The following is a 21,136-nucleotide window of genomic DNA, read 5'->3' as shown; positions in this document are numbered from 1 at the left end:
GCCCGGCCAGCCGGGCTTAGTAGCCGCCCTTTTTGCCGATGCCGGCGTAGGTGAACTCGTAGTTGAGGTCAAACGGCTTGAACCAGGCGCCAACGCCGGTTTCCTTGTCCACGTGACGGCCGAAATGGGCGTGCTGGTTCATGCTCGGCGGCTGAATGGTGAACTTGAGCTTGTACTTGCCCGGGCCCATCAGCTTGACGTTGTCGCCGTAGTGCGGGCCGTCGGAGGCCACCATCGGCATGAAGTCGCCGGAGATCACCTCGTTGCTGCCCACTTTCTGCAGCTGGTACTTGATCACCAGGTACGGCACCCAGTCGCCTTCGCCGAAGCCGTTGGGATTGCCCTTGGCGGCGTGGATGTCGGCTTCCAGGTGCACATCGGATTCTTCCGCCTTGCGCATCATGCCGTCCGGATCCATTTTCACCGGCTGCAGGTAGACGGCAGCCACTTCCAGCCCGCCCTTGATCTGCGGTTTGCCGATCGGATATTCCGCTGCCGAAGCCAGCAGCGGCAGAGTGAACAGGCTTGCGGCCAACAGTGCGCTACGCATACGCATCATCGATTCCCTTTTCAGTAAGCAATGTCGCCAGCCGGTAAATCTCCGACCGGACAAAGTTCAAATCAGAAGTACATTAAGAACCATTATCAATAATATGCCGGCGCTGGCAATTGATGCAGATCAACCGACAGCCCCCGCCGCTGCCGCCAAAAAATTAAGCCGCTGTTTTTAAACGGCAAACTCGCAGCAGGCCCAACATTTGGATACAAACTTCCTGCTTCAGTCCCAGTAGCCGGGCGCAGCGTACACCGCGCGTAGATGCTCGATGAACAGCCGCACCCGCCCCGGCAGGTAGCGGCGCTGCGCCATCACCGCGTACACCGGGTAGTCCGGCGACGAATACTTGTCCAGCACCGTCACCAGCCGGCCGTCGCCGATGTCGTCCTTCACCTCCCACATCGAACGCCAGGTCAGCCCCAGCCCCTGCAGTGCCCAGTCGTGCAGCACCGCGCCGTCGTTGCATTCCAGCGCGCCACGCACCTTCAGGTTCACCAGCTCGCCGCCCACCTTGAAGGTCCAGCCGCGGCTCTGGCTCTCGCCCAGCGACAGGCAGTCGTGCTGCTCCAGGTCGCGCAGTGTTTTGGGGGTGCCGTGCTGCGCCAGGTAGGCCGGCGATGCCACCACCACACGGCGGTTTTCCGCCAGCCGCACCGCGATCAGGCTGGAGTCGGCCAGGTCGGAGATGCGGATCGCGCAGTCGATGCGGTCGCGCGCCAGGTCCACCAGCCGGTCGGACAGATCCAGCGTGACGCGCAGGTCCGGATGCGTGCGCAGGAAGCTGGCCACATGCGGCGCCACATGCTGGCGACCGAAGCCGGCCGGCGCCGACACCCGCAGTTGGCCGCGCGCGCGCGCGCTGCCGCTGGCCACCGCCGATTCCGCCTCGTCCAGCTCGGCGAGAATGCGCAGGCAGTCCTCGTAGAAAGCGCTGCCCTCCTGCGTCAGCGCGATGCTGCGCGTGGTGCGCACCAGCAGCTTGACGCCCAGCCGGTGCTCCAGCGCGTCCAGCCGGCGGCCGATGATGGCCGGCACCACCTGCTCCTGCCGCGCGGCGGCGGACAGGCTGCCGAGATTCACCACCGAAACGAAGGTTTCTAGTTGCTTGAACACGTCCATTTGCGCACCAAAAGTAAAAAATGTTGTGGCATTTTAGCGCTTTGCGCAGCGCAGCAACATGGCTACACTGGCCGTCATAACAGCATGGCCGGCAAGCCTGTGCGCCAATGCCACAGCGCCCTGCCGGCCGCACCAGACACCGACAAACACGTCTACAGAGAGAGCCATCATGACTGCACGCATCCAGAAACAGCGCCTGGCCGTTGCGGCCAACCTGCACGACTTCATCGAACAGGAAGCCCTGCCCGGCACCGGCATCGCCAGCGATGCCTTTTGGCAGGGTTTCGATGCCATCGTGCACGAGCTGGGCCCGAAAAACCGCGCCCTGCTGGCCGAGCGTGACCGCCTGCAGGCCGCCATCGACGACTGGCACCGTGCCCACCCCGGTCCGATCGCCGACATGGCCGGCTACAAGGCCTTCCTGAGCAGTATCGGCTACCTGCAGCCGCTGCCGGCCGACAGCCGCATCGACACCAGCAATATCGACAGCGAACTGGCCGAGCAGGCCGGCCCGCAGCTGGTGGTGCCGGTGATGAATGCCCGCTACGCGCTGAATGCGGCCAACGCCCGCTGGGGTAGCCTGTACGACGCGCTGTACGGCACCGATGCCATCAGCGAGGCCGACGGCGCCGGCAAGAGCGGCGGCTACAACCCGCTGCGTGGCGGCAAGGTCATCGCCTTCGGCCGCGAGTTCCTGGACCAGGCCGCGCCACTGGAAGGCGGTTCGCACCAGGACGCGGCGGCTTATCGCGTGATCGACGGCCAGCTGCAGGTAGTGCTGCAGAACGGCAGCGTGTGCAGCCTGAAGCAGCCGGCGCAGTTCATCGGCTACAACGGCGATGCCGCCGCCCCGAGTGGCGTGCTGCTGAAGAACAACGGCCTGCACTTCGAGATCCAGATCGACAAGGGCAGCGCCATCGGCGCACAGGATGGCGCCGGGGTGAAGGACATCGTGATGGAGGCTGCCATCAGCACCATCATGGACTGCGAAGACTCGGTAGCCGCGGTGGATGCCGACGACAAGGTGGTGGTGTACCGCAACTGGCTGGGCCTGATGCTGGGCACCCTGGTGGAAGAAGTGGCAAAAGGCGGCAAGAGCTTCACCCGCCGCCTGAATGCCGACCGCCGCTACAGCGCCGCTGCCGGCGGCGAGCTGACCCTACACGGCCGCAGCCTGCTGTTCATCCGCAACGTTGGCCACCTGATGAGCAACCCGGCAATCATCGACGGCGAAGGCTGCGAGATCCAGGAAGGCATCATGGATGCGGTAGTGACCACCCTGATCGCGCTGCACGACCAGCAGCGCAAGGGCAACTCGCGCACCGGTTCCATCTACATCGTGAAGCCGAAGATGCACGGCCCGGCGGAGGTAGCCTTTGCCGACGAGCTGTTCGGCCGCGTGGAGCAGCTGCTGGGCCTGCCGCAGTACAGCGTGAAGCTGGGCATCATGGACGAAGAGCGCCGCACCAGCGTGAACCTGGCCGCCTGCATTGCCGCCGCGCGACAGCGCGTGGCCTTCATCAACACCGGCTTCCTCGACCGCACCGGCGACGAGATGCACACCGCGATGGAAGCCGGCCCGATGATCCGCAAGGGCGATATGAAGACCTCCAGCTGGATCACCGCCTACGAGCGCAACAATGTGCAAGTGGGCCTGGCCAGCGGCCTACGTGGCCGCGCGCAGATCGGCAAGGGCATGTGGGCGATGCCGGACCTGATGGCCGAGATGCTGAAGCAGAAGATCGGCCACCCGAAAGCCGGCGCCAACACCGCCTGGGTGCCCTCGCCCACCGCCGCAGTGCTGCACGCGCTGCACTACCACCAGGTGAACGTGCAGCAGGTACAGCAGCAGCTGGAAGCGCAGCCGGCCGCCGAGCTGCTGGACGATCTGCTGACCATCCCGGTGGCAGCCAACCCCGACTGGTCCGCCGCCGACATCCAGCAGGAGCTGGACAACAATGCGCAGGGCATCCTGGGCTACGTGGTGCGCTGGGTGGACCAGGGCGTGGGCTGCTCCAAGGTGCCGGACATCCACAACATCGGCCTGATGGAAGACCGCGCCACGCTGCGCATCTCCAGCCAGCACATCGCCAACTGGCTGCGCCACGGCATCGTCACCGAGGCGCAGGTGCGCGAGACCCTGCAGCGCATGGCCGCGGTGGTGGATCAGCAGAACGCCGGCGATGCCGCCTACCGCAATATGGCCGGCAACTTCGACAGCTCGGTCGCCTTCAAGGCCGCCAGCGACCTGGTGTTCAAGGGCTGCGCCCAGCCGTCCGGCTACACCGAGCCGCTGCTGCACGCCTGGCGCCAGGTGGCCAAGGCCGAGGGCTGATACGCCGCAGTCGTCACCACAAGCGCCCCGCGGGGCGCTTTTTTCATGCCCGCGGGCCTGCCGGCACCGCGCCTGGCCGCAGACCGTGCGGTTTTTTTTAATGCTTTGTCCATACCGGACACGGCACTTTATGCCAGAATTCTTAATTACTCTGCCCGCTGCCCACCGTGACACTGCGGCCAACCTGTTCCCATTCCCGGCCTGTGGAGGTCCTCGTGGAAAGCTTGCTGCCCGGCCCCGCCGAATCCGCCTGTTGTTACCGCCCGGTATCGCCGCGTCGCCTGCGGCAAGCCGCGCTGCCGGTGCGCAGCCTGCTGCTGGGCGCCTGGCTGCTGTCGCTGCTGGCCGCCGTCGTACTGGGGCTGGGCGTGGTGATCTGGCAGTGGTCCGGCATGCCGATGCACTTCGGCGGCGTGTCGTTCTACGTGTCGGTGTACCCGCCACTGACGCTGTGCCTGCTGTGGTGCCTGCTGTTCGGCCTGGGCTGGGGCGCGCTGCCGGCCTATGCCGCCACCTTCTGCCTGTCGCTATACGCCGGGCTGCCGCCGGGCTGGGCGGCGCTGTTCGCGCTGTCCAACCCGCTGGGGCTGGCGGTGTTCACCATTGCCTACCGCGCGCTGCCGGTGCCGCTGCACCTGCGCACCGCCGATTCGCTGTTTTTCTTCGCGCTGATGGCGTTTTTCAGCAGCGTGTTCAGCGCCAGCGGCGCCTTCATCTGGATCTACACCAACCGCATCGGCTCCAGCGATGCCTTCGGTGTGTGGCAGGGCTGGTGGCTGGGCAATTTCCTGCAGATGCTGTTGATCTGCGGCCCGCTGCTGTACCTGCTGGCACCGGCGCTGAGCGCCTGGCGCGACCGCCAGCTGTTTGCGCTGCCGCAGCCGCGGCAGACCAGCCTGCGCTGGATTCTGCCGGCCGCCGGCATGGTGGTGAGCGGGGTGTACCTGTATATCGCGCTATCGTTCTGGCTGAGCCGCAACGCAGTACGCGCCAGCCGGGAGCTGGGCACTCTTGCCGGCTGGCAGCACGCGGTGGAGCTGATCGCCGCCTCGTCGTCCGCGGTGTACATGGTGGTGGCCATCATGTTCCTGGCGATGGGCTTCCTCGGCTACCGCTTCGTGCGCAGCTGGACCCGCCAGCTGCAGCAGGCGGTCACCGCCGCCGAGGAGGCCAACCGCGCCAAGTCCGGCTTCCTGGCGCGCATGAGCCACGAAATCCGCACGCCGATGAATGCCATCACCGGCCTGACCGGGCTGGCGCTGCAGCAGACACTGGCGCCGCGCGAGCGCGACTACCTGCAGAAGATTCGCGCCGCCGCCGATTCGCTGCTGGTGATCATCAACGACATCCTGGATTTCGCGCGCGCCGAAATCGGCACCCTGACGCTGGAACAGCGGCCGTTCCAGCTGGAGGTGCTGCTGCAGGCGCAGGCCGACCAGCTGCGCCAGCAACTGGATGCCAAGCAGCTGCAGCTGCTGGTGCAGATCGCGCCGACAGTGCCGCTGACGCTGCATGGCGACACCGTGCGGCTGGGGCAGGTGCTGCTGAACCTGCTGAGCAACGCCGTCAAGTTCACCGAGGCCGGCGAAATCCGCCTGGCGGTGACCTGCCTGCAGCGCGACGATAGCCGGGTGACGCTGCAATTCAGCGTGCGCGATAGCGGCATCGGCATCGATGCGGCCAACCTTGGGCGGCTGTTCCAGCCGTTTGCCCAGGCCGACGAATCCATCACCCGCCGCTATGGCGGCACCGGGCTGGGGCTGGCGATCTGCCGCCAGCTGGTGGCGGCCATGGGCGGCGACATCCATGCCGACAGCCAGCCAGGCCAGGGCAGCTGCTTTTACTTCCAGCTCAGCCTGCCGTACCTGCCGGCCAGCGAGCTGCCGGCGCTCGACACGCCGTTGTCGGTGCTGCTGATCGAGCGCAACGACAGCAGCCGCCAGCACAGCCAGCGCCTGCTGCAACAGCTGGGCGCCAGCGTGAGCAGCACCAGCGGCATCGGTGCCGCGCGCGCCATGCTGCAGGATGGCAGCCCGCCACCGCAGCTGATCATTGCCGACCTGCCGGAACAGGGCGATCGCCACGAGCACCTGGCGCTACTGCAAAGCCTTAGCGGCAGCCGCAGCCCGATCCTGCTGCTGGAGCCGGCCTACAGCACGCGGCTGGACAGCGATGGCCAGCCGGTGCTCATGCTGGATCGCCCGCTGCTGCCCAGCGTGCTGCGTGCCGCCTTGCTGGCACCGCAGCCGGCAGTGGCCGAACCGACGCCCATCGCCACACCGACCGACCCGCGGCTGCAAGGCAGCCGCATCCTGCTGGCGGAAGACAACCCGATCAACCAGCAGATTGCCTGCGAACTGCTGCAGGCCGCCGGCGCGCAGGTCAGCTGCGCCGAAAACGGGCTGCAGGCGGTGGACATGGCGCTGCACGACCTGTTCGACGCCATCCTGATGGACATCCACATGCCGCAGCTGGACGGCCTGGCCGCCGCGCGCCGCATCCGCGAACACGGCCTGCGCCTGCCGATCATCGCCGTGACCGCCCATGCCTTCGATGATGCCCGCGAGGAAGCACTGGCCGCCGGCATGGACGACCACCTGGCCAAGCCGTTTACCCCGGAGCAGCTGTACCAGGCGGTGGCGCGCCATCTCGACCCCGAGCTGGCGGCCAGCGCGATCGCCGGCATCGTGCCGCAGCCGGCGGCCGGGCTGAGCGCCGCACAGCACCTGTCGCTGCTGTACAAATTCCGCAAATACCACGCCGGCGATGCCGACACCCTGCGCCAGGCGCTGGACGAGCAGCGCGTCACCGACATCCAGCGCATTGCCCACAACCTGAAAAGCGTGGCGCACTACATCAACGCGCCGCAGTTGCAGCAGCTGGCGCAGGCGCTGGACGACAGCGCCAAGGACGGCACCATCGCGCCGGCGCTGGTGACCGCGCTGGCCAGCGAGCTGGACACCATACAGCAGGCGCTGGCGCGGCAGCTGCCAGCCCAGGATTAGGCCCGACCACGCTTGTCGGGCAATAGCGACGAGCCGCCAAGCCGGTTCGTTTCACACCAGGGAGCAAACATGAAAAAAGCACTGTTGGCCGCAGTACTGGGCAGCCTGTCACTGGCGGCATTCGCCAGCGATGTCGATGTCGACCTGGGCAAGCGCGACGATGTCGCCGCGCTGTTCTCCTACCCCAATTGCCTGCAACACTGCCCGGAACCGGCGCCGTCGCTGGAAATGACGGTCAGCCACTGGCTGATGCAGAACGTGCTGCGCGACGCCAGCGGCAGCAAGCTACAGCCGGCAGTGAAGGTGCGCAACGAGGACGACCACATCAAGGTGCGCATCACCGATGCGCCGTCCGACGACTACGGCCAGCTGCTCACCAACTATCTCGCCATCGGCGCACAGGGCTACGACGGCGCGCAGGACATCAAGCAGGCCGGCGGCTGGAAGAGCGACTGGCGCTTCTTCCTGACCCTGGGCATGGCCATGCGCAACCACCGCACCGTGCAGCTGCTGCACTTCCCGCCGGACACCGTGCTCAACGACAGCCAGGACTACCTGACCGCCGCCACCACGCTGCGCTGGGCGCAGGTGCTGGGCTACAACGGCATGAACACCCGCGACAACGGCCTGTACCAGACCATTGCCGACATCGCCCCCATCGCCGCGCCGGCCAGCGCCGGCGAAGAGCTGACGCAGGTGTACAGCTACTTCACCCCCTACACCAGCGCCCTGCTGCAAAGCTGGACCGCGCCGCAGCCCGGCAGCAGCAGCGTGCGGCCGATGGTGGCGCTGGGCGGCCCGGCGCGCGCCTGGTTCGCCCAGCAGTACCTGCCCACCGGCAGCAGCTTCGACGTGCTGCAGCTGGCCAAGGTGGATATCGGCAGCAACAAGCAGGTGCCGGTGCTGGGCGGCAACCACCCCAGCTACATCTGGTATGCCGGCACCGACCAGGACGGCATCGCCATCATGCAGCAGGATCTGTCGGTGGCCTGCTGGCAGAACGCCATGGGGCAGAAGCCGGACAGCGATGCGCAGAGCGTGCTGAACAGCTGCGTCACCACCTGGAAGAACGACAGCAACATGGTATGCCGGCTGTACTACACCTCGATCAAAAACCTGGACGCCGCCAGCGCCAAGGCCAAGTGCCAGTAAGCTGAACCCCGTGGCGGCCGCGTGCCGCCACGGCCCCCTCCGCGCGCGCCGGCATTTGGTAAAGCGCGCCGCGGTTGCCTAGTATTGATGGCAACAGCGCCCGACCCGCACACCGCCTCCCGCCACGCGCCACTGCCTGTCGTCATGGTCGGCCGCCCTGCCCCGTCGCCAGCAACCACGCGCGTAAGCCATGAGCCGACCCACCCCACCACCGCCCGCACTATGCAGCCGCAGCCCCGTTCCCGCTCGCTGTCCCCGCTGATGCGGCAGCTGATCCTGCTGGCGGGCTGCTGCGCCATCGCCGTGGCGCTGCTACTGGCCTGGAATGCCTACGAAGAGGCACTCAGCCGTGGCCGCCAGGAGCTGCTGGCCGGCGGCGAACGGCTGGCCAGCAGCGTGGATCACGAGCTGATGATCCGCCGCCACACCCTGTACACCATGCAGGTGCTGGCCGAGCAATACCTGGCCGAGCGCAGCCCCTTGAACTGGGAAGTGCACCCCTATCTGTACCCACAGCCACAGCATCACGGCTATGCGCTGCAGCTGCCGGCCGGCTTCACCAACCAAGCGCTGGGCAATATCACCGGGCTGGGGCCGATCCCGGCGGCGGATTCGGCAGTGGTGCGCGAAATGCAGATGGCGCTGGCGCTCACGCCGATGTTCCGCACCCTGATCGCGCGCGACCCGGACACGCCGTGGGTGTACTACACCTCGGCCAAGCAGTTCCTGTACCTGTACCCGCGGGTGGGAGTGGCCGACTACTTCGTCACCGAACAGACCTTCGGCATGGATTTCTTCATGAAGGCGCACCCGGCGGAAAACCCGGCCGGCGAACTGGTGTGGACCCCGGCCTACCAGGACCAGGCCGGCCGCGGCTGGATGGTGACCATCTCCGCCCCGGTGCACGAGCGCGGCGTGTTCCGCGGCGCCATCAGCGTGGACATCACCACCAGCCGGCTGGCCTGGCTGCTGGAGCGCGTGCCCATCGAGCACAGCAGCCGCCACCTGCTGCAGGCCGATGGCAAGAAACTGGCCAGCGCCGGCGGCCCGGCGCCGCAACTGCAGCCCGGCAGTTGGCCGCAACATACGCTGCTGGCACGCGGCCAACGTTTGCTGGCGGTGTTTCCGCTGGAGGTCAACACCTGGTATCTGGTGCTGGATGGCGACGCGCGGGCGCTGCAGCGCGAGGCCATGCGCCAGTCGCTGCCGTTCTGGCTGCTGGTGCTGTTTCTCAGCGGCAGCCTGGGGCTGGTGGTGATCCTGCTGCGCAGCTGGGCGCGGGTGGAGCAGCTGTCCACCCACGACTGGCTCACCGGGCTGTGGAACCGCCGCGCCTTCGACGAGCAGCTGCACGACGCGCTGGGCCACCTCAAGCGCGGCGGCAGCTCGCTGGCGCTGATCCTGTTCGATGTCGACAACTTCAAGCACTACAACGATACCCTCGGCCACCCGGCCGGCGACAAGGCGCTGCAGGACATCTCGCGCGTGGTGCAGCTGGTGGCGCAGCGCCAGGACGACCGCGTCTACCGCCTGGGCGGCGAGGAGTTCGCCATCGTCACCAGCCTGCCGGACCAGCCGCGGCTGCAGGCGTTCATGGACCGCGTCGCCGCCGCGGTCTGCGACGCCCGCATCCCGCATCCGGGCAGCGAGCACGGCGTGCTCACCATCTCGCTGGGCGGCGTGTTGCTGCTGCAGGGCGCGCAGCCGGACGCCGCCGAAGCCTACCGCCAGGCCGACAAGGCGCTGTACCGCGCCAAGGCCAGCGGCAAGAACCGCGGCTGCCGCCACGACGACGGCTGAACTACACCTGCACCGACGGCACCGACTTCATGCAGCGCAGCGTGAAGTGCGAGCGGCTGTGGCGGATGCCGTGGATCTTGTACAGCTTCTCGCGCAGGAAGCGCTCGTAGCCGGCGGTGCCGTCCACCGCCACCTTGATCAGGTAGTCGTATTCGCCGCTGAGCAAATGCGCTTCCAGCACCTCCGGCAGCGCCGCCAGCTCCTCGCCGAAGCGCGCCAGGGTGTCCTCCTCGTGCGCGTTCAGCGTCACCTCGATGATCACCGTGTCGCGCAGCCCCATCTTCTTCTGGTCGATCAGCGCCACATAGCCCTGGATATAGCCGGCCTGCTCCAGCTGCCGGGTGTGCTTCCAGCACGCCGACGGCGACATGCCCACCCGCTCCGCCAGCTCGGCATTCGACAGCCGCGCATTGCGCTGCAGCTCGCGCAGAATCTTTCTGTCCTGCGCGCTGAGGGTGAATTCGCTTTCTTCCATTTCGCCACCAAAAAAGATTGTTCGCCAAAAACCGCCATTCAGCGAACATTCTATCCATCCCAGCAGCAAATGACAGCCACTTCGAAAGCCCTTGTACCGCGGCGCGCGGTACAGTTTTCCCACTGCCCCACCCCGTGCAGACAGCTGGCCACCAGCCGGTTGCCCACCCGCCGCCACCCACGCGGCGGGGCTGCCAACGCCACTGCCACTGTGCCCACCACGGCCAGCCGGCGGCCGGCAGCGGGTGGCAAAGAAGCAGGTCGGCAACGACCGGGACAAAGACCGACGGCCCACCAACAGAGCGGCGCCGCGCACAAAAGCATGCGGCCAACCTTGCATCCCCCAAGGTTGGCCGCATGGTCTTGTCCGCCGGCGACTCAGTCGCGCTGCTGCAGCGCGCGGGTAATGAAATGGCGCGGCACCCGCGACTTGGGTACCCGCACGTCGAACCACTGCTGCACGTTCATCTCCAGGCCGATTCCGTGCATGAAGTTGTACAGCGCCTTGTTCAGCCCGCGCCCCATGGCTTCGTGGTCGGTGCCGGTGGGGTCGATGAAGCCCACGTCGTTACGGGCGAAGGTGATTTCCGGCTGCGGAATCAGCTGCACGCCGTATTCGTCCGGGTTCTGCCCTACCGGCGAGTGCACGGTGCAGGCAAAGCGGTGGAAGAAGCCGCTCTGGATACAGCCGTTGTCGAACAGCTGGCGCACATATTCCAGCGCGTCCACGGTGTCCTGCACCGTCTGGGTGGGGAAGCCGTACATCAGGTAGGCGTGCACCAGGATGCCGGCCTCGGTAAAGCCCTGCGTCACCCGCGCCACCTGCTCCACCGACACCCCCTTCTTCATCAGCTTGAGCAGCCGGTCGGAGGCCACTTCCAGCCCGCCGGAAATGGCGATGCAGCCGGATTCGGCCAGCAGCTGGCACAGCTCGGGGCTGAAGGATTTCTCGAAGCGGATATTGCCCCACCAGGAGATGCTCACCTTGCGGCGCAGCAGTTCCTCGGCCAGCGCGCGCAGCATCTTGGGCGGCGCCGCCTCGTCCACGAAGTGGAAGCCGGTCTGCCCGGTCTCGGCGATGATGGCCTCGATGCGGTCTACCAGCACCTCGGCCGAAGCGGTCTCGTAGCGCGAGATGTAGTCCAGCGTCACGTCGCAGAAGCTGCACTTCTTCCAGTAGCAGCCGTGCGCCACCGTCAGCTTGTTCCAGCGCCCGTCGCTCCACAGCCGGTGCATCGGGTTGAGCATGTCCAGCAGCGACAGGTAGCGGTCGATGGGCAGCCCGTCCCAGGTGGGGGTGCCCACCTCGGCGAACGGCACGTCGGCTTCCATCATGTTCACGTAACGGACCGCGGCCTTCCCGTCTTCCCCGGCTTCGCGCAGATAGGTGCGCACCAGCCGGCTGGTGCCGCGCTGGCCGGCGAAGTGCTCCAGCAACGCCAGGATCGGCTTCTCGCCGTCGTCCAGGGTGATGAAGTCGAAGTAGTCGAACACCCGCGGCTCTTTCAGCTCGCGCAGCTCGGTGTTGACGAAGCCGCCGCCCAGCACGGTGCGGATCTGCGGCCAACGTTGCTTTATCGTCTGCGCGATGCGGAACGCCGCGTACACCGAGCCGGGGAACGGCACCGACAGCAGCACCACGTCCGGCTGGTGGCGTTCGATGGCGGCCACGGTCAGCTCGGCCAGCGCGTCGTCCACCAGATTGGGCTTGGCCGCCAGCGCCTTGGCCAGCGGCTCGAAAGTGGGCTGCGCCATGGCCAGCGATTCGGCATAGCGCACGAACTCGAAGCGCGGGTCCACCGCCTCGCGCAGCACATCGGCCACGTCGTTCAGGTACAGCGTGGCCAGGTGGCGGGCGCGATCGTAGCTGCCCAGCGCACCGAACGCCCACGCCAGCGGGTCGCCGCCGTCCGGGTCGTCCGGGTCCAGGTAGTTGTCCAGCGAGGCGAAGCGCGCGCCTTCCGGCAGGTAGCCGCGGCTGGCAATGCGGTAGGCCAGCGTGGCATCGCGCCCCTGCAAGAAGGCGATCACGCGGTCGATGGTGGCCAGGTACTGCTCGCGGTGTTCGATGAAGTGCCACAGCTGCTGGCTGCGCTTCTTCTCCGGCACCGCCGCCACCGCCGGGCCGATCGCCTGCAGCCCGGCGCGCGAGAACAGCCGCAGCACCAGCGCCAGCGCCAGGTCTTCCTGCACCGCCGCCACGCCGCGCGAGCGCAGGAAGCCGGTGATATAGGCGGTGGACGGGTACGGCGTGTTCAGCTGCGTCATCGGTGGGATCAGCGACAGCACGCGGGGCGAAGCAATCTGGGACATGGCGGGTTCCGGCTAAAAACAAGGCGGGCAGCCGTGGCTGCCCGTGATGGCGCGATTTTCTCACGAAACTGCCGGCTTGGCATGGTTGGCCGCCGCGCCATGCCAACACCACGCCACGGGATGCCATCTCATGCCATGCAATTTCCATCGCCCGCCGCCGCCACTGCCTATAGTGACAACAGCCTCCACCACGCCCCGCGACCTCACCGCCATGAACGATATCCAGATCGACCTGGTGCAACGCGCCTGGGACCAGTTGTCCTACGACCGCGACCAGTTCACCCACGACATCTACGACGCGCTGTTCCGCCTCGACCCCAGCCTGCGCCCGATGTTCAGCCTGCCGCAGGAGCGGCTGGTGCAGAACCTGGGCCGCACGCTGAACACCGTGCTCACCAGCCTGCACGATCTGGACAGCATCCGCTTCATCATCATCGGCCTGGGGGCGCAGCATTACCGCTACGGCGTGCAGCCGGAGCATTTCGCCATCCTGAAGGCGGCGATGACCGAGGTGCTGCAGCAGCACCTCGGCAAGCAGCTGACGCCGGAGCTGGCCGAGGCCTGGTCACAGGCCTACGACCTGATCGCCGGCCTGATGCAGCAGGGGCTGGCGCAGGCCGCGGCGCGGGCGCAAGCGGCGCGGCCATGAACAACGGCGCCCGCCGCCGCCGCGGCCGGGCGCCGTCATATAGCTAGGCCAGGTCGAACAGCAGCGCCTGCAGCGGCTCGCGGCCAACGTTGCGCAAGGCGTAGGCCGGCTGCGCGGTGACCTTGGCGGCATCGCCCGGCCCGATCTGCTCATCGACCAGCTGCAGCTGCCCCTTCACCACGTGCACATAGCTGCAGCGCCCCGGCTGCTGGCTGAACTCCAGGCTCTCGCCCGGCGCCAGGATCAGCTGGTACAGCCGCGCATCCTGGCGCATCTGCAGGCTGCCGTCGGCGCCATCCGGCGACGCCACCAGCGTCAGCCCCGGCGCCAGGCCGAAGTCCTTCTGCTGGTAGCCAGGCGTGCCGCCGCGCTCGGCCGGCTCGATCCAGATCTGCAGGAAGCGCAGTTCTTCGCTGTCGCTGGCGTTGTACTCGCTGTGCAGGATGCCGCGGCCGGCGCTCATCAGCTGGAACTCGCCGGCGCGCAGCACCTCCTCGGTACCGGTGGAATCGCGGTGGCGGATGGCGCCCTGCAGCACGTAGCTGATGATTTCCATGTCGCGGTGACCGTGGGTGTCGAAGCCGGCGCGCGGCAGCACGCGGTCGTCGTTGATCACCCGCAGATCGGAAAAGCCCATGTGCGCCGGATCGTAGTAGCTGGCGAACGAGAAGCTGTGGCGGCTTTGCAGCCAGCCAAAATCAGCCTGGCCACGGGAATCGGCGCGACGGATGTCGATCATGGTGAATTCTCCTGAATAAGTTGCCCTGCAGGCCGGTGGCGCGCCAGGCGCCATGTCCGGCTGCAGTACTAGCTACTTTACCCGCTGCGCCGGCCAAGCAAAATCGCATAATTCCGCGCAGCTATTTCAGGAAAACCGAACAAGCAATAGACCGGCGCGAAGCAGCGGCCGCCACCGCCGCGCGGCGTCGCCCGCACCAGCACGCGCCAAACCCGCAGTAAGGCTGCGCCTGGCAGCGCAACACGGCATCAGGGTCCGGCTGGCGGCACGCTGCGGCCAACCTGTTGCCCGGCCACATAGGTGGCCGCCACGCAGCGCTCGTCGCCCAGGGTGGCCAGCGCAAACAGCCGCTCGGCCAGGCTGGTCACGCCCTGCAGGCGGAACGCCAGCTCCGGCGTGGCCGCCGGCGCCAGCACCACGCAGTCGGCCTCCTTGCCCACCGCGAAATTGCCCAGGCAGTGTTCCAGCCGCAGCGCCTCGGCGCCGGCCAGCGTGGCCAGATACCAGCCGCGCAGCGGCGGCAACGGCTGCTGCCGGCACTGCGACACCTTGTAGGCATCGCCCAGGGTGCGGATCAGGCTCAGCGAGGTGCCGGCGCCGATGTCGCTGGCCAGCCCCACCGCCACCCCGGCCTGCCGCGCGGCGTGGTAATCGAAAAAACCGCTGCCCAGAAACAGGTTGGAGCTGGGACAAAACGCCAGCGCGGTGCCGCTCGCGGCCAGCAGCTGCCGCTGCGCGGCATCCAGATGAATGCCGTGGCCGTAGATGCAGCGCGGCCCCAGCAGGCCGTAGTGGCGATACACGTCCAGGTAGTCGCTGCGCCCGGGAAACAGCTGCGCCACCCACTGGCACTCGGCGCGGTTTTCCGCCAGGTGCGACTGCACGTACAGCCCGGGGGTACTGGCATACAGCTCACCGGCCAGTTGCAGCTGCCGCGGCGTGGAGGTGGGCGCGAAGCGCGGCGTCACCGCGTAGGCCAGTCGCCCCTTGCCATGCCAGCGCGCGATCAGCGCGGCGGATTCGGCGGCGCCGCGCTCGGCGCTGTCGCACAGCGCCGGCGGTGCGTGGCGGTCCATCAGCACCTTGCCGCCGATCAGCCGCATATTGCGCGCCAGCGCCGCCGCCATCAGCGCATCCACCGATACCGGGTGCACGGTGGCAAACACCGCCGCGGTGGTGGTGCCGTGCGCCAGCAGCCGGTCGAGCACGAAATCCGCCGTGCGCCGCGCCAGTTCGGCATCGGCAAACGCCGCCTCGGCCGGAAAAGTGTAGTGCTGCAGCCAGTCCAGCAGCTGGCGGCCGAAGGCGCCGATGATGCCGGCCTGGGCGTAGTGCAGATGGCAGTCGATCAGCCCGGGCAGAATCAGCCGACCGCGGTGATCGTGCACGTTGGCCGCAGCCAGGCTTGGCGCGCTCAGCGCCGCCCAGTCGCCGCAGCCGGCGATCCGGCCGGCGTGGATCGCTACATAGCCGTCCGGCCAGTGCTGCCAGGCCGCGGCGTCGTCGTCCGGCCCCGGATCACGCAGAAAATGCAGCACCTCGCCGCGCAGAATGATGTCTTGCACAAGCCCGCCCCCGTCCGTTGCCGACAGTTTCGTTATGACGCATCCGGCGGCCGTTGTCCGCCGCGCGGCGGCGGCGAAATCACTGGTGGGCGCCGCGCGTATGGTCTTCACTGAAGCGGGAGCGCGCCGGCCGTCGCCGGCAGCGCGGCACCGATTGACGCCGGATCTGCCGGCAGGGAGCACATCATGCACATCGCCATCATCGGCAAGGGCAATGTCGGCAGCGCGCTGCAGGGCGGGCTGACGCAACTCGGGCACCAGGCGCGCGCCGTCGGCCGCGACCCGCTGCTGGTCCACCAGGCGGCGCTGGCCAGCGAGCTGATCATCCTGGCCATGCCGTTCAGCGAAACCGACAACGTGGTCACCGCGCTGGGCGTGGCGGCCAACGGCAAGGTGGTGGTGGACGCCACCAACCTGCTCACCGACAGCCTGCACCTGGCCGCAGGCTTCGACACCAGCGGCGCCGAACAGCTGCAGCTGAAGCTGCCGGCGGCGCGGGTGGTGAAGGCGTTCAACACCTGCTTTGCCGGCACCATGGCCAGCGGCCACGTCAAGGGCGAGCAGCTGGTGGGGCTGGTGGCCGGCGACGATGCCGCCGCCAAGCAGACGGTGCTGGCGCTGGTGGCGGCGCTGGGCTTCGACGCGGTGGACGCCGGCCCGCTGCAGATGGCGCGCTACCTGGAACCGATGGCGCTGCTCAACATCCGCCTGGCCTATGTGCAGGGGCTGGGGGCGGACATGGGCTTCCGGCTGGTGCGCTAGCGCCCAAGGTTGGCCGCAGCAAAAAAAAACGCCCCGCATCACGAGGATGACGGGGCGCCCAAGGAGGCATGAATTCTGTGTGGCCTAGCCAGCGGCCACGTCGCTGCGGATCAGGTGGTCGAAGGCGCCGAGCGCGGCCTTGGCGCCCTCGCCCATGGCGATGATGATCTGCTTGTACGGCACGTCGGTTACGTCGCCGGCGGCGTACACCCCCGGCACGGTGGTGTCCTGCTGGCGGCCGACCAGAATCTCGCCACGGCTGGACAGCTCCACGCTGCCGCGCAGCCAGTCGGTGTTCGGCAACAGGCCGATCTGCACGAAGATGCCGTCCAGCGCGATATGGCGCGCTTCTCCGCTGACGCGATCAATATAGTCGAGTCCGTTCACCTTGCTGCCGTCGCCGCGCACCGCAGTGGTCTGCGCCTGCAGGATCACCGTCACGTTGGGCAGGCTGCGCAGCTTGTGCTGCAGCACCGCATCGGCCCGCATCGCATCGCCGAACTCCAGCAGCGTCACGTGCGACACGATGCCGGCCAGGTCGATGGCCGCCTCCACGCCGGAGTTACCGCCGCCCACCACCGCCACCCGCTTGCCCTTGAACAGCGGGCCGTCGCAGTGCGGGCAGTAGGCCACGCCCTTGTTGCGGTATTCCTGCTCGCCCGGCACGTTCATTTCGCGCCAGCGCGCACCGGTGGCGATGATCACCGTCTTGGCCTGCAGCGTGGCGCCGCTTTCCAGCTGTACTTCGGTGAGACCGCTGGCGGTTTCGCTGGCCGGCAGCAGCTTGCGGGCGCGCTGCAGGTTCATGATGTCCACCTCGTAGTCGCGCACATGCTGCTCCAGCGCCATTGCCAGTTTCGGCCCTTCGGTTTCCTTTACCGAGATGAAGTTTTCGATGCCCATGGTGTCCAGCACCTGGCCGCCGAAGCGCTCCGCCACCACGCCGGTGCGGATGCCCTTGCGCGCAGTGTAGATGGCTGCCGCCGCGCCGGCCGGCCCGCCGCCGACCACCAACACATCAAATGCGTCCTTACCGGCAATTTTTTCGGCCTCGCGCGCCGCGGCGCCGGTATCGAGCTTGGCGACGATTTCCTCCAGCCCCATGCGGCCCTGGCCGAACACTTTACCGTTCAGATACACGCTGGGCACCGACATGATCTGCCGCGCGGCCACTTCGTCCTGGAACAGCGCGCCGTCGATCATGCTGTGGCGGATGGCCGGATTCAGCACCGCCATCAGGTTCAGCGCCTGCACCACGTCCGGGCAATTCTGGCACGACAGCGAGATATAGGTTTCGAAGCGGTATTCGCCTTTCAGGCCCTGCACCTGCTGGATCAGTTCCTGCCCGGCCTTGGACGGGTGGCCGCCCACCTGCAGCAGCGCCAGCACCAGCGAGGTGAATTCGTGGCCCAGCGGCACGCCGGCAAACTGTACACGGGCGGCGTCCTCGCCCGTGCGGCCAACGGTGAACGACGGCTGGCGCGCATCGTTGCCGTCAAGGCGCACGCTGACTTTATCCGACAGCCCGGCGATGTCGAGCAGCAGGCCGCGCACCTCTTCGTCCTTGGCGCCATGGCCCAGCGAGGCCACCAGTTCGATCGGGTATTGCAGCTTGGTGAGATAGCTTTGCAGTTGGGTCTTGATGGTGTTGTCCAGCATGATGTGCTCCTTGGTATACGGGTACCCGGGAAAACCGCCGCAAAGTTGGCCGCAAGGGTTTTCCGGGGCACCCGGCAATGAATGTCGGGTGTTGGGGAATGTTTATCCCACCTTGTTTCCGCCGATGATTCGGCCCGAGAGCGCGAAGGCAAGCAAGCGGGGGCGCAGACAGTACATGGAGTACGGCAAGCCCCCGCGCCGCCGACAAAGCTATCGGGCCGAAGGGCGGCGGAAACTTAGATCTTGCCGACCAGGTCCAGCGACGGTGCCAGCGTGGCATCGCCTTCCTGCCACTTGGCCGGGCACACTTCGCCCGGGTGGGCGGCCACGTACTGGGCGGCCTTCACCTTGCGCAGCAGTTCGGCGGCATCGCGGCCCACGCCACCGGCGTTGATTTCCACGATCTGGATCTTGCCTTGCGGGTCGATGACGAAGGTGCCGCGGTCGGCCAGGCCGGCTTCCTCGATCAGCACGCCGAAGTTGCGGGCGATCAGGTGGGTCGGGTCGGCCAGCATCGGGTACTGGATCTTCTTGATGGTGTCGGAGGTGTCGTGCCACGCCTTGTGGGTGAAGTGGGTGTCGGTGGAGACCGAGTAGATTTCCACGCCCAGCTCGCGGAACTGCGGGTACAGGTCGGCCAGGTCGCCCAGCTCGGTCGGGCACACGAAGGTGAAGTCGGCCGGGTAGAAGAACACCACCGACCACTTGCCCAGCAGAGTCTGATCGCTCACCTCGATGAACTTGCCGTTGTGGAAGGCCTGGGTAGCGAACGGTTTGATCTGGCTGTTGATGATGGACATGCTTGGCTCCTTGAATGAATTGGGTGCTGCGCATCAAACCGTATCTTGTGGCGTGATGCCGCTCATCGGCGGCGCCCGGTCTGTCTGCAGCGCTTAGTCGTTATCGACAGGTGAATGATGCGGCAGTGTGATAGATAAATCTAATTGAATAATTTTCTACGATAGTTTTATTTTCTTTATCGGCCACCATAGCCGGTTTTGATCGCAAGCAGCGGAGTGTCGCCTCCAGCCGCAAGGCCTACAGTCAGAGCAGGAACACCAGGGAGCCACGGAAGGGAGCCACAGCATGAAACAGTCCACGCAAGACAGCGGCACCAGCAGCAGCGACCCGCGCTGGCAGGCGGTGCTGGCGCGCGATGCCGGCGCCGACGGCCAGTTCGTGTACGCGGTGCAGAGCACCGGCATCTTCTGCCGCCCCAGCTGCCCGTCGCGCCATGCGCGGCCGGAAAACGTGCGCTTCTACCCGGACGCCGCCGCCGCCAGCGCCGCCGGCTACCGCCCCTGCCGCCGCTGCCGGCCGGAGGCCGAATCGCCGGCACAGCAGCAGGCGGCGCTGATCGCCCGGCTGTGCCGGCAGATCGAGGACGCCGAGCAGGCGCCAACGTTGGCCGCACTGGCCGCCAGCGCCGGGCTCAGTCCCTACCACCTGCAGCGGGTGTTCAAGGCCGCCACCGGGCTCAGCCCCAAGGCCTACGCCAGCGCCCACCGCGCCGCACGCCTGCGCCAGTCGCTGCAGGCCACGCCATCGGTGACCGAGGCCATCTACCAGGCCGGCTACAACGCCAGCAGCCGCTTCTACGAGCAATCCGCCGCGCTGCTGGGCATGACCCCCAGCGCCTGGCGCGCCGGCGGCAAGGCGCAGCACATCCACTTCGCCATCGCGCAGTGCAGCCTGGGCGCGCTGCTGGTAGCGCAGAGCGAACGCGGCATCTGCGCGATCCTGCTGGGCGACGATGCCGACAGCCTGCTGCGCGAGCTGCAGGACCGCTTCCCGGCGGCCAACCTGATCGGCGGCGATGCCGGCTACGAACAACTGGTGGCGCAAGTGGTGGGCTTCATCGAGGCGCCGCAGCAGGGGCTGGCGCTGCCGCTGGACATCCGCGGCACCGCCTTCCAGCAGCGGGTGTGGCAGGCGCTACGCACCATCCCGCCGGGGCAGACGCTGAGCTACAGCGAGGTGGCGGCCCGCATCGGCGCGCCGCGCGCGGTGCGGGCGGTGGCGCAGGCCTGCGCCGCCAACGCGCTGGCGGTGGCGATTCCCTGCCACCGCGTGGTGCGCACCGACGGCAGCCTGTCCGGCTACCGCTGGGGCGTTGCGCGCAAGGCGGAGCTGCTGGCACGCGAGGCAAACAGCCCGGCAGCGGACACGCCAGCCCGCCGCGACATCTCCCGCCTGCCAGACGAGGCAAGGCGCGAATGAACAACGCCGGCGCCGCATATAGTGGAGAGGTAAGGAGGAATTTTTGGTGAGCAACGCAGTAGCGCAACGCAGACGGCAGCTGTTCGAGGTGGCCGCCACATGATGGACGACCTGTTCGCCCCGCCGGCCGGCGAGCAGCCGCACACCGAGCGGCTGGCCGCCGGCACCGTGCTGCTGCACGCCATGGCGGAGCCGCAGGCGGCGGCGCTGTTGGCCGACATCGACCGCATCGCCGCGCAGTCGCCGTTCCGCCATATGGTCACCCCCGGCGGCTACCGCATGGGCGTGGCCACCACCAGCTGCGGCGAGCTGGGCTGGGTGTCCGATTCCCACGGCTACCGCTACAGCCGGCTGGACCCGGGCAGCGGCCAGCCGTGGCCGGCGATGCCGGACAGCTGGCGCCTGCTGGCCGCCGACGCCGCCGCGCGCGCCGGTTTTGCCGGCTTCGTGCCGGATGCCTGCCTGATCAACCGCTACCAACCCGGCTGCAAGCTGTCGCTGCACCAGGACAAGGACGAGCGCGATTTCGCCGCGCCGATCGTGTCCGTGTCGCTGGGGCTGCCGGCGGTATTCGAGCTGGGCGGCCTGCGCCGCAGCGAGCGCTGCGCGCGCCTCACCCTGCGCCACGGCGACATCCTGGTGTGGGGCGGGCCGGACCGGCTGCGCTACCACGGCGTGCTGCCGCTGGCCGGCGGCGAGCACCCGCTGCTGGGCGAGTGCCGCATCAACCTCACCTTCCGCCGCGCCGGCTGAGCACCGGCTGGCGGTGACAAGCCGCCCGGCGCCAC

The 21,136-nt window shown here is 67.6% G+C and carries 16 protein-coding genes; 8 read left to right on the top strand and 8 right to left on the bottom strand.

All coding sequences use genetic code 11. The features are described 5' to 3' along the window. Nucleotides 1-16: 16 nt before the first annotated feature. Nucleotides 17-559 (bottom strand): iron transporter, encoded by a 543-nt coding sequence (locus tag ACFOLG_RS12050; protein ID WP_449369290.1) that lies wholly within the window; start codon nt 557-559, stop codon nt 17-19. 219 nt (nt 560-778) lie between these two features. Continuing rightward, entirely contained in the window at nt 779-1,675 is an 897-nt protein-coding gene (locus ACFOLG_RS12045; protein ID WP_386092082.1) for a LysR family transcriptional regulator, read from the bottom strand. A 169-nt stretch (nt 1,676-1,844) separates the two neighbouring features. Between ACFOLG_RS12045 and ACFOLG_RS12040 the strand changes: the two genes are divergently transcribed. The 4 genes from ACFOLG_RS12040 (at nt 1,845) to ACFOLG_RS12025 (ending at nt 9,967) form a co-directional block, all read left to right on the top strand. Next, nucleotides 1,845-4,010: a malate synthase G gene (locus ACFOLG_RS12040; RefSeq protein WP_386092080.1), complete on the top strand. Its 2,166-nt coding sequence runs from the start codon at nt 1,845-1,847 to the stop codon at nt 4,008-4,010. Between the two features lie 215 nt (nt 4,011-4,225). After that, complete coding sequence (locus ACFOLG_RS12035) at nt 4,226-7,015, top strand: ATP-binding protein (RefSeq protein WP_386092077.1); 2,790 nt, start codon at nt 4,226-4,228, stop codon at nt 7,013-7,015. 69 nt (nt 7,016-7,084) lie between these two features. Continuing rightward, entirely contained in the window at nt 7,085-8,167 is a 1,083-nt protein-coding gene (locus tag ACFOLG_RS12030) for a hypothetical protein (RefSeq protein WP_386092075.1), read from the top strand. A gap of 222 nt (nt 8,168-8,389) precedes the next feature. Further along, the gene (locus ACFOLG_RS12025; protein ID WP_386092072.1) at nt 8,390-9,967 is read left to right on the top strand and encodes a sensor domain-containing diguanylate cyclase; all 1,578 of its coding nucleotides are present in this window, start codon (nt 8,390-8,392) and stop codon (nt 9,965-9,967) included. Nucleotide 9,968: 1 nt separating this feature from the next. Here the strand turns inward: ACFOLG_RS12025 and ACFOLG_RS12020 are convergent, their stop codons facing one another. Both ACFOLG_RS12020 and ACFOLG_RS12015 read right to left on the bottom strand, forming a co-directional pair. After that, complete coding sequence (locus ACFOLG_RS12020) at nt 9,969-10,442, bottom strand: Lrp/AsnC family transcriptional regulator (RefSeq protein ID WP_386092069.1); 474 nt, start codon at nt 10,440-10,442, stop codon at nt 9,969-9,971. Nucleotides 10,443-10,819: 377 nt separating this feature from the next. After that, nucleotides 10,820-12,754 carry a B12-binding domain-containing radical SAM protein gene (locus tag ACFOLG_RS12015; RefSeq protein WP_386092067.1) on the bottom strand — a complete coding sequence of 645 codons (1,935 nt, stop codon included), beginning with the start codon at nt 12,752-12,754 and terminating at the stop codon, nt 10,820-10,822. Nucleotides 12,755-12,884: 130 nt separating this feature from the next. Here ACFOLG_RS12015 and ACFOLG_RS12010 point away from each other — a divergent pair, with 130 nt between their 5' ends. Further along, entirely contained in the window at nt 12,885-13,403 is a 519-nt protein-coding gene (locus ACFOLG_RS12010) for a globin domain-containing protein (protein ID WP_386092065.1), read from the top strand. Nucleotides 13,404-13,446: 43 nt separating this feature from the next. Here the strand turns inward: ACFOLG_RS12010 and ACFOLG_RS12005 are convergent, their stop codons facing one another. Then, nucleotides 13,447-14,142: a pirin family protein gene (locus ACFOLG_RS12005; protein WP_386092063.1), complete on the bottom strand. Its 696-nt coding sequence runs from the start codon at nt 14,140-14,142 to the stop codon at nt 13,447-13,449. Nucleotides 14,143-14,390: 248 nt separating this feature from the next. Then, nucleotides 14,391-15,707 (bottom strand): guanine deaminase, encoded by a 1,317-nt coding sequence (gene guaD / locus ACFOLG_RS12000; protein ID WP_386092060.1) that lies wholly within the window; start codon nt 15,705-15,707, stop codon nt 14,391-14,393. Between the two features lie 186 nt (nt 15,708-15,893). On the opposite strand from guaD, the gene ACFOLG_RS11995 reads away from it, so the two are divergent. After that, nucleotides 15,894-16,469: an NADPH-dependent F420 reductase gene (locus tag ACFOLG_RS11995; RefSeq protein ID WP_386092057.1), complete on the top strand. Its 576-nt coding sequence runs from the start codon at nt 15,894-15,896 to the stop codon at nt 16,467-16,469. A gap of 84 nt (nt 16,470-16,553) precedes the next feature. On the opposite strand, the gene ahpF is transcribed toward ACFOLG_RS11995, so the two are convergent. Together ahpF and ahpC are read right to left on the bottom strand one after the other, a co-directional pair. After that, nucleotides 16,554-18,128, bottom strand: a complete 1,575-nt coding sequence (gene ahpF / locus ACFOLG_RS11990) for an alkyl hydroperoxide reductase subunit F (protein WP_386092054.1) — start codon at nt 18,126-18,128, stop codon at nt 16,554-16,556. Nucleotides 18,129-18,364: 236 nt separating this feature from the next. Continuing rightward, on the bottom strand, nt 18,365-18,928 hold the full coding sequence (gene ahpC, locus ACFOLG_RS11985) for an alkyl hydroperoxide reductase subunit C (protein ID WP_386092051.1): 564 nt from the start codon (nt 18,926-18,928) through the stop codon (nt 18,365-18,367). Nucleotides 18,929-19,214: 286 nt separating this feature from the next. Here ahpC and ada point away from each other — a divergent pair, with 286 nt between their 5' ends. Together ada and alkB are read left to right on the top strand one after the other, a co-directional pair. Continuing rightward, nucleotides 19,215-20,348 carry a bifunctional DNA-binding transcriptional regulator/O6-methylguanine-DNA methyltransferase Ada gene (gene ada, locus ACFOLG_RS11980; RefSeq protein ID WP_386092048.1) on the top strand — a complete coding sequence of 378 codons (1,134 nt, stop codon included), beginning with the start codon at nt 19,215-19,217 and terminating at the stop codon, nt 20,346-20,348. A gap of 99 nt (nt 20,349-20,447) precedes the next feature. Then, on the top strand, nt 20,448-21,101 hold the full coding sequence (gene alkB, locus ACFOLG_RS11975; RefSeq protein ID WP_386092046.1) for a DNA oxidative demethylase AlkB: 654 nt from the start codon (nt 20,448-20,450) through the stop codon (nt 21,099-21,101). Nucleotides 21,102-21,136 lie beyond the last annotated feature (35 nt).

Source organism: Vogesella facilis (assembly GCF_042648525.1).
Taxonomy (GTDB): domain Bacteria; phylum Pseudomonadota; class Gammaproteobacteria; order Burkholderiales; family Chromobacteriaceae; genus Vogesella; species Vogesella facilis.
Note: the sequence above shows the minus strand (reverse complement) of the source record. Positions and strands in the feature narration are given on the sequence as shown.

Bases quoted from the DNA above. Each gene is read 5' to 3' on its own strand.
- ACFOLG_RS12045 (WP_386092082.1), bottom strand. From the start codon at position 1,675: ATGGACGTGTTCAAGCAACTAGAAACCTTCGTTTCGGTGGTGAATCTC.
- ACFOLG_RS12030 (WP_386092075.1), top strand. From the start codon at position 7,085: ATGAAAAAAGCACTGTTGGCCGCAGTACTGGGCAGCCTGTCACTGGCG.
- ACFOLG_RS12015 (WP_386092067.1), bottom strand. From the start codon at position 12,754: ATGTCCCAGATTGCTTCGCCCCGCGTGCTGTCGCTGATCCCACCGATG.
- ahpF (WP_386092054.1), bottom strand. From the start codon at position 18,128: ATGCTGGACAACACCATCAAGACCCAACTGCAAAGCTATCTCACCAAG.
- ACFOLG_RS12020 (WP_386092069.1), bottom strand. From the start codon at position 10,442: ATGGAAGAAAGCGAATTCACCCTCAGCGCGCAGGACAGAAAGATTCTG.
- ACFOLG_RS12040 (WP_386092080.1), top strand. From the start codon at position 1,845: ATGACTGCACGCATCCAGAAACAGCGCCTGGCCGTTGCGGCCAACCTG.
- alkB (WP_386092046.1), top strand. From the start codon at position 20,448: ATGATGGACGACCTGTTCGCCCCGCCGGCCGGCGAGCAGCCGCACACC.
- ACFOLG_RS11995 (WP_386092057.1), top strand. From the start codon at position 15,894: ATGCACATCGCCATCATCGGCAAGGGCAATGTCGGCAGCGCGCTGCAG.
- ahpC (WP_386092051.1), bottom strand. From the start codon at position 18,928: ATGTCCATCATCAACAGCCAGATCAAACCGTTCGCTACCCAGGCCTTC.
- ada (WP_386092048.1), top strand. From the start codon at position 19,215: ATGAAACAGTCCACGCAAGACAGCGGCACCAGCAGCAGCGACCCGCGC.
- ACFOLG_RS12010 (WP_386092065.1), top strand. From the start codon at position 12,885: ATGCCATGCAATTTCCATCGCCCGCCGCCGCCACTGCCTATAGTGACA.
- ACFOLG_RS12050 (WP_449369290.1), bottom strand. From the start codon at position 559: ATGATGCGTATGCGTAGCGCACTGTTGGCCGCAAGCCTGTTCACTCTG.
- ACFOLG_RS12005 (WP_386092063.1), bottom strand. From the start codon at position 14,142: ATGATCGACATCCGTCGCGCCGATTCCCGTGGCCAGGCTGATTTTGGC.
- ACFOLG_RS12025 (WP_386092072.1), top strand. From the start codon at position 8,390: ATGCAGCCGCAGCCCCGTTCCCGCTCGCTGTCCCCGCTGATGCGGCAG.